Here is an 8,195-nt window from a genome sequence, read left to right as displayed (position 1 = left end):
ACCTTGTTCGGGTCGAGGCCGGTTTCGGACACGATGCGGTTGACGGCGGGCGACAGCGGCTTGTCACTGGATGCCGGGGCGGCGGCCGGCGCAGGAGCCGGGGCAGCTGCGGCAGGTGCCGGAGCGGGTGCAGGGGCCGCGGCTGGAGCCGACGGGGCGGCAGCGGCGCCGGCGCCACCGACGGAACCCAGGACAGTGCCCGGGGTGACGGTTTCACCTTCGGCGACCAGGATGGTCAGGACGCCATCGGCCGGTGACGACACTTCCAGAGCGACCTTATCGGTTTCGAGTTCGACCAGGACCTCGTCCTTCTTGACGGTGTCACCGGACTTCTTGGTCCAACGGCCGACGGTGGCTTCGGCAACGGATTCCCCAAGGACGGGAGTAAGGATATCAGCCATGATTCAGGCTCCATTTTGTTTGCGCTATCTGAGCGCAGAAAGTGGGGAGCCGCTCCACAATATCGGGAGCGGCGTGTTGGGGAATGACTACGCGAAAGCTTCGTTCAAGAACGTCTCGAGTTCCTTGAGGTGGCGGCTCATCTGGCCGGCGGCCGTCGAAGCCGAGGCCGGGCGGCCGACATAGCGCGCCCGCTTGGCCTTGACCTTCAGGCGGTCCAGGGTGAGTTCCAGCCACGGATCGACAAAAGCCCAGCCGCCCATATTCTTCGGCTCTTCCTGGCACCAGACCAGTTCGGCATTGGCGAAACGGCCCAGCTCGGTCATCAGTGACTTCATCGGCCACGGATAGAACTGTTCAAGGCGCATCAGATAGACGTCCTTGATCTGCTTCTTTTCGCGGTCCTCCAGCAGGTCGTAATAGACCTTGCCCGAACACAGCACGACGCGGCGGATCTTGTCGTCAGGTACCAGCTTGAGGCCGGCAACGTCGGGACGGCGCTCGGCGTCGTCATGCAGGACGCGGTGGAAGGACGAACCCTCGGAGATCTCACTCAGTTGCGAGACCGCCTTCTTGTGACGCAGCAGCGACTTCGGCGTCATCAGGATCAGCGGCTTACGGAAGGGCCGGTGGATCTGGCGGCGCAGGATGTGGAAATAGTTGGACGGCGTCGTGCAGTTGGCGACCTGCATATTGTCCTCGGCGCACATCTGCAGGAACCGTTCGAGGCGGGCGGAGGAGTGCTCCGGACCCTGGCCTTCGTAGCCATGCGGCAGAAGCATGACCAGGCCGGACATGCGCAGCCACTTGCGTTCACCGGAACTGATGAACTGGTCGATAATGACCTGGGCGCCGTTGACGAAGTCGCCAAACTGGCCTTCCCACAGGGTCAGGGTGTTCGGGTCGGCCAGCGAGTAGCCGTATTCGAAGCCCAGAACCGCCTCTTCCGACAGGGCCGAGTCGATGCCTTCGTACAGCGCCTGGCCTTCACGGATGTGGTTGAACGGGAAATAGCGCTCTTCGGTCGTCTGGTCGACGAAGCCGGAATGGCGTTGCGAGAAGGTGCCGCGGATCGAGTCCTGACCCGACAGACGCACCGGGAAGCCTTCATCCAGCAACGAGCAGAAGGCCAGCGATTCGGCGGTGGACCAGTCGAGGTTCTCGCCGCTCGAAATCATCTGGCTGCGCGCTTCGATGACCCGCTTCAAGGTACGGTGGGCATCGAGGTCGTTGGGGATGGTGGTGATCTTCTTGCCGATTTCCACCAGCTTGGCGCGCGGCACGGCGGTGATGCCGCGGCGCTCGTCCTCTTCCGGCAGACCCAGACCCGACCACTTGCCGTCCAGCCAGTCGGCCTTGGTGGCGCGATAGGCCTTACCGGCGTCGAACTCTTCGTCCATGAAGGTTTCGAAGTCCTTCAGCCACTGGTCGTACTCGGCCTGGGTGCAGGTGCCTTCCTTGACAAGACGTTGCGCGTACAGGTCGCGCGTCGACGGATGGTCCTTGATCCTGGCGTACATGATCGGCTGGGTGAAGGTCGGATCGTCACCTTCGTTGTGGCCGAAGCGCCGGTAGCAGAACATGTCGATGACGACGTCCTTGGCAAACTTCTGGCGGAACTCGGTCGCCATCTTGGCCGAAAACACCACGGCTTCGGGGTCGTCGCCGTTACAGTGCAGGATCGGCGCCTGAGCCATCAGCGCGACGTCGGACGGATAGGGCGACGAACGCGAGAAGCGCGGGCTGGTGGTGAAGCCGATCTGGTTGTTGATGATGAAGTGGATCGTACCGCCGGTCTTGTACCCCTTGAGGTCCGCCAGCGCCAAGCACTCCATGCCGACGCCCTGGCCAGCAAAGGCCGCATCGCCGTGGATCAGCAGGCCGACGGCGCTGCCGCGATCCGGGCCTTTTTCGCCGGCCAGCAGGGCCGGATTGGCCTTGTGGTGGAAGGACTGCTTGGCGCGAGTCTTGCCCAGAACGACCGGGTTGACGATTTCCAGGTGCGACGGGTTGGCGGTCAGCGACAGGTGGACGGTGTTGCCGTCGAAGGCGCGGTCAGACGAAGCGCCCATGTGGTACTTCACGTCCGACGAACCTTCGATGTCCGTCGGCAGGGTCGAACCACCCTGGAATTCGTGGAAGATGGCGCGATACGGCTTACCCATCACCCCGGCCAGGGTGTTGAGGCGGCCGCGGTGGGCCATGCCGAAGATGATGTCCTTGACGCCCAGGGCGCCGCCGCGCTTGATGATCTGCTCCAGCGCCGGGATCATGGCTTCGCCGCCATCGAGGCCGAAGCGCTTGGTGCCAGGGAAGCGGCGATGGCAGAAACGTTCGAAACCTTCGGTTTCGATCAGCTTCTTCAGGATGGCGATCTTGCCTTCCTTGGTGAAGGTGATTTCCTTGTCGCGGCCTTCGATGCGCTCCTGGACCCAGGCCTTTTCAGCCGGGTCGGCGATGTGCATGTACTGGACGCCGATATTGCCGCAGTAGGTGCGGCGCACGATCTGGATGATTTCACGCAGGCTCGCCGATTCCAGGCCCAGCACACCGTCGATGAAGATCGGGCGGTCCATGTCGGCGGCCGAGAAGCCCCAGTATTCGGGGGTCAATTCGGGGTTCTGGGCGGGCTGTTCGATACCCAGCGGGTCGAGATTGGCCTGCAGGTGACCGCGAATACGGAAGGCGCGGATCAGCATCAGGGCGCGGATCGAATCGCGCGACGCGGCCTGCAGTTCGGCTTGCGACGCCGGCTTGCCCGACGCTTCGGCCTTCTGGGCAATGCCTTTTTCGACCTTGGCCTGCACCGCTGGCCAGAAGCCGTCCATGGCGGAGATGTTCTCATCGCGCGGGGCGGTGACATCGGTGGCCCACGAACCGGCCTCGGCATTGGCCTTGACCGTATCGGGCTTGTCCATCAGGGAGTCGAAGAAGGCCCGCCACTCGGGGGGCACGGAGTTGGGGTCTTGTGCCCACTTCTCCTGCATCATCTCTATGAACACCGCATTGGCGCCGTAGAGGAAGGAGGTCTCCGCGAAGACCTGGTTCAGCCGGCCGGAATCATCCGCCATGTTATGTACCGCCCAGACGGCCAACTACGACACCGTCTGCCTTTCCATTTCTAAAATGTGACCAGGGCCAATTACGACACCCTGGTTAGTTTTCGCTCAAGCGCCGCGAGGGCTTTCCTCGCATAAGCTCGGGCGGGCAGTCGCCCTTACCGCAGCTGCGCTGCGGAGGGTCTCGCTTAAGGAACGCGAGACTCCTCACGATCCCTCTGCGAAGTAGTCTTCATTGTGCCCGGCGGGATTTCACGTGGAAACCCCACCCGGGCGAAGTCTTTTTGCCTACAGTCCTTTCAGGACGTTCAGCAGGGTCTCACCCAGCGCGGCCGGCGACGGCGCGACGCGGATGCCCGCGGCTTCCATAGCCGCGATCTTGTCTTCGGCCCCACCCTTGCCACCGGAAATGATGGCGCCGGCATGGCCCATGCGGCGGCCCGGAGGCGCCGTGCGGCCCGCGATGAAGCCGGCCATGGGCTTGATACGGCCCCTCTTGGCTTCGTCGCGCAGGAACTGCGCCGCGTCTTCTTCCGCCTGGCCGCCAATTTCACCGATCATGATGATCGACTTGGTGGCGTCATCGGCCAGGAACATCTCGAGCACGTCGATGAATTCGGTGCCCTTGACGGGGTCGCCGCCGATGCCCACAGCCGTCGTCTGGCCGAGGCCGGCATTGGTCGTCTGGAACACCGCTTCATAGGTGAGCGTGCCGGACCGTGATACCACACCGACGCTGCCCGGGCTAAAGATATTTCCCGGCATGATGCCGATCTTGCACTGGTTGGGCGTCAGAACGCCGGGGCAGTTCGGCCCGATCAGGCGCGACTTGGAACCCTGCAAAGCCTTCTTGACCTTGACCATGTCCAGCACCGGAATGCCTTCGGTGATGCAGACAATCAGTTCCATCTCCGCTTCGATCGCTTCGAGGATCGAGTCAGCGGCGAAGGGGGGCGGGACGTAGATGGCGGTGGCGGTGGCGCCAGTGCGATCCTTCGCCTCGGCGACGGTGTCATAGACCGGCAGGCCGACATGGGTCTGGCCGCCCTTGCCGGGCGTGACGCCGCCGACCATCTTGGTGCCGTAGGCGATGGCCTGTTCGGTGTGGAAGGTGCCTTGCGAGCCGGTGAGGCCCTGGCAGATGACCTTGGTTTCGGAATTGATCAGAACGGACATTAAACTTAACCCTTCACAGCCTTGACGATCTTGGCCGCGGCATCGGCCAGGTCGTCGGCGGCAATGACGTTCAGGCCGCTTTCATTGAGAATTTTCTTGCCGAGTTCGACATTGGTGCCTTCCAGGCGCACGACCAGCGGCACCTTCAGCCCGACTTCCTTGACGGCCACGATCACGCCCTGGGCGATGATGTCGCACTTCATGATGCCACCAAAGATGTTGACCAGGATGCCCTTCACCTTGGGGTCGGACGTAATGATCTTGAAGGCCGCTGTCACCTTTTCGGTCGTGGCGCCGCCGCCGACGTCGAGGAAGTTGGCCGGTTCGGAACCGTACAGCTTGATGATGTCCAACGTGGCCATGGCCAGCCCGGCGCCATTGACCATGCAGCCGATTTCGCCGTCCAAGGCGATGTAGCTGAGGTCGTACTTGGAGGCTTCGATTTCCTTCTCGTCCTCTTCGGTGACGTCGCGCAGCTCAACCATGTCCGGATGACGGAACAGGGCGTTGCTGTCGAACGAGCACTTGGCGTCCAGGACCAGCAGCTTGTCATCACCCGTGACGATCAGCGGGTTGATCTCCAGCATATCCATGTCCTTGGCCGTGAAGGCGGCATAAAGCTGCGACAGCAGCTTGGCGCCTTGCTTGGCCAGGTCGCCCTTCAGGTTCAGGGCTTGGGCCAGGGCACGGGCGTGGGTCGGCCATACGCCGGTCGCCGGGTCGATGGTGAAGGAGTGAATCTTTTCGGGGGTGTCGTGAGCGACGTCTTCGATGCTCATCCCACCTTCGGTCGAGGCAACGACCGAAACCTTGGACGATACCCGGTCAACCAGCAGCGACAGGTACAGTTCCTTCGCAATGTCGGCGCCTTCTTCGATGTACAGGCGATTGACCTGCTTGCCGGCGGGGCCGGTCTGGATGGTCACCAGGACACGGCCCAGCATCTCATCGGCATTGCTCTTGACATCGTCCGGCGTCTTGACGACGCGGACGCCGCCCTTGGCGTCGGGGCCCAGGCCTTCGAAGCGGCCCTTGCCGCGGCCACCGGCGTGGATCTGCGACTTCACCACGAACACCTTCGAGCCGGCCTCCTTGGCAAGGGTTTCGGCGGCCTTCTTGGCTTCCTGAGGTGAATAGGCGGGGAAGCCGCGCGGAACGGCGACGCCGAACTCCTTGAGGACGGCCTTGGCTTGGTGTTCGTGAATGTTCATGGAACCGGTCTTGACAGAGTGTGAATGAACGGCAGAGCCCGCCCGTCCAATTCATACAAATTGAGCGTGAGGGGCTCTGATGTTGTGGTTAGACATCAGGGCGAACGCCGTTGCTCGTCCATCGATCGCGCGCTTTATAATGAGATGGGGGGCTTTGTGCAACCGCTCAGTCACAGAAAATTGACCCGCACCATGAATTTTCTCCACGACGCGAGTCCATATTTTATAAGCGATGGTAGCGCTAACTATTGCTCGCTAAGCCAAGACAGCGCTGTCAGGCAAAAAAGATATGCCACATGGCGCGGCCGGGCAGAAAGGTGAAAACGCCCGCGACAACCAGTCCGCCGATGTACAGCCCCAGGGCCTGACCGCGATGCCCCTTGATGTTGTGTCGGCGCGCTTCCCACACCAATCGCACCAGACCGATCAGGGTCAGGACCGACAGGATATGGATGAAGCTCAAGCTGCCGGGATTGATCTCCTGGATGAAGAAGCTCGAGACGGCCACAGTGAACATGGCGACGACCCAGGCCCAACCGATGACGCGATGGGGGATGGTGCCCTTGGGCCCGATCAGTTGCCAGGTAGCCACCGCGAAGGCAGCCAATGCCGCCAGCAGGTGAATCTGGATCACCGGAGACAAACGGGCGATGACGCTGAAGTCGGGTGCGTGCGGGTGAGCAAAGGCGTCGAGCAGGTCCATGAGGCGGCTTCCTTTTTCAGATGGGATGCCGCATAACCACCCCACACCCTCATCCTTGTCCGGCCCGATGCGCGACTCGACTCCTTCCCTTCGTGAAATGCCCAACCCTGCCGTTCGCGCTTCGTCAGCGGCGCCCGCCTACGCATCGTCGTGGGTACGCGGCGTGCTGATCGCCCTGGCCATGGCCGGTTTCCTGACCTATTTCAGCGCTGCCGGCACGGGAGACATGCCGTGGCTGTGGCGGCTGGCCTATTGGGTGACGGTGATGGCGGCGGGCAGCCTGGTGTCAAGCGTCGTCGGTATCTTCCTGGAGCGGCAAACCCGGCTGAACACCTGGCAAGAGGTCGCCTTCATGCTGGCGATCATCATCCCGCTGATCAGCGTGACGGTTTGGCTGATTACCGCAGCCTTCGAGCAGCAGACACCCCAGTGGCGGCGTCTGCCCTATTTCGTCCCGCCGGTCGCCATCATTTCCGCCGTCATGACCTTCCTGCACATGCAGGTGAACCGCATCCCGGTCCAGAGCCATACCTATCCCGAAGCTCGGATCACTGAGCCGGGCGAGACGTTCCGTGAACGTCTGGGGTTCAAATACCGCCACGCCGACATCCTGGCCCTGTCGGCAGAGGACCACTACCTTCGGGTCCATACCTCGGCGGGCGAGACTCTGATCCTGATGCGGCTGTACGATGCCATTCGTGAGCTGGACGGCATCGAAGGCTCGCAGATCCACCGGTCGTGGTGGGTGGCAAAGGATGCCGTCGCCGACGTGCGCCGCAACGACGGCCGCGTTGCCCTGGCGCTGAAGAACGGCGTGGCCGCCCCTGTCAGCCGCAGCTATGCCAAGGCATTGAAAGGCGATGGCTGGCTGTAACCCTGCACCTCAGACATAGACCACCGGCTTGGCGGGACGCGCCCGGGCAAAACCCAGCAGCCCGATCCCCGTGGTGATCAGCCACAGCGTCAGGCCGAGATAGGCGCCGATCGACAGCATAGCGAACATCTCGTCAGACTGACCCTGGGCGAGGGCCAGCCCCCCGCCGGCGCCGGCTACCATCAATCCCGTGGTCACGGTGCCAATGACGGCGCTCAAACGCGCCCGCTCTCCCCACTGCAGGGCCGCCACCAGGCCCACGAACAGCGCGGTAAAAATCTGCCCCATATGTTCGCCAATGGCGACGCCGGCAAACGCGTTCATCAGGTCGAATTGAGCACCCGCCGCGCCCAGGTCTTCCTGCCGCGCCAAACCCGGCACCACGAAGACCCACCGGAAAAGCCCGATCGCCTGAACCAGCCCGGCCAGCACCCCGGCCAAGGCTGCGCCGATCGCTACACCCGGTGACCGGTGAATCCGCTCCGGCGTCAACGACAGAGCCATCGCGAGTGGCACAAAGGCCAGGGCCGACAGGCCAAAAACATACCATGCCCACACCAGGCCTTCGCCACCAGCGGCAAACGCTGCCAGCACCTCCGCCGACGGGCGGCGCAGGATATCGGGATACTCAAAGTTCTGCGCCAGATAGCCGTAAGGCAGGTTGAACACCACGGCCAGGGCGACCGCGCCGGCGCCGGTCAGTTTGCTCGAAATCGTCATCGTCACGTCCTTTATGTCACCAGAGAGTGACATGCTGATTATGCGCCGCTCCT

At 62.8% G+C, this 8,195-nt stretch carries 7 protein-coding genes; 1 reads left to right on the top strand and 6 read right to left on the bottom strand.

Going from position 1 to position 8,195, the window contains the following annotated elements:
- From ABI_RS02625 to ABI_RS02605, 5 genes are all read right to left on the bottom strand, one after another.
- Window positions 1-401, bottom strand: a 401-nt coding sequence (locus ABI_RS02625) for a biotin/lipoyl-containing protein (RefSeq protein WP_040308516.1), incomplete at its 3' end; no start/stop codon positions are given.
- 87 nt (window positions 402-488) lie between these two features.
- Window positions 489-3,470 carry a 2-oxoglutarate dehydrogenase E1 component gene (locus ABI_RS02620; RefSeq protein WP_006271269.1) on the bottom strand — a complete coding sequence of 994 codons (2,982 nt, stop codon included), beginning with the start codon at window positions 3,468-3,470 and terminating at the stop codon, window positions 489-491.
- A 276-nt stretch (window positions 3,471-3,746) separates the two neighbouring features.
- On the bottom strand, window positions 3,747-4,634 hold the full coding sequence (gene sucD, locus ABI_RS02615) for a succinate--CoA ligase subunit alpha (RefSeq protein ID WP_006271268.1): 888 nt from the start codon (window positions 4,632-4,634) through the stop codon (window positions 3,747-3,749).
- Between the two features lie 5 nt (window positions 4,635-4,639).
- Window positions 4,640-5,845 (bottom strand): ADP-forming succinate--CoA ligase subunit beta, encoded by a 1,206-nt coding sequence (gene sucC / locus ABI_RS02610; protein ID WP_006271267.1) that lies wholly within the window; start codon window positions 5,843-5,845, stop codon window positions 4,640-4,642.
- Between the two features lie 274 nt (window positions 5,846-6,119).
- Window positions 6,120-6,548 (bottom strand): DUF2306 domain-containing protein, encoded by a 429-nt coding sequence (locus ABI_RS02605; protein WP_006271266.1) that lies wholly within the window; start codon window positions 6,546-6,548, stop codon window positions 6,120-6,122.
- Between the two features lie 97 nt (window positions 6,549-6,645).
- On the opposite strand from ABI_RS02605, the gene ABI_RS02600 reads away from it, so the two are divergent.
- Window positions 6,646-7,422 carry a LytTR family DNA-binding domain-containing protein gene (locus tag ABI_RS02600; protein WP_006271265.1) on the top strand — a complete coding sequence of 259 codons (777 nt, stop codon included), beginning with the start codon at window positions 6,646-6,648 and terminating at the stop codon, window positions 7,420-7,422.
- Window positions 7,423-7,431: 9 nt separating this feature from the next.
- On the opposite strand, the gene ABI_RS02595 is transcribed toward ABI_RS02600, so the two are convergent.
- Window positions 7,432-8,142 carry a DUF4386 family protein gene (locus ABI_RS02595; protein ID WP_006271264.1) on the bottom strand — a complete coding sequence of 237 codons (711 nt, stop codon included), beginning with the start codon at window positions 8,140-8,142 and terminating at the stop codon, window positions 7,432-7,434.
- Between the last annotated feature and the right edge of the window lie 53 nt (window positions 8,143-8,195).

The sequence above is a fragment of the Asticcacaulis biprosthecium C19 genome (genome assembly GCF_000204015.1).
Taxonomy (GTDB): Bacteria; Pseudomonadota; Alphaproteobacteria; order Caulobacterales; family Caulobacteraceae; genus Asticcacaulis; species Asticcacaulis biprosthecius.
The sequence above is the reverse complement of the archived record's forward strand: the minus strand, read 5'-3'. Positions and strand labels throughout refer to the sequence as shown.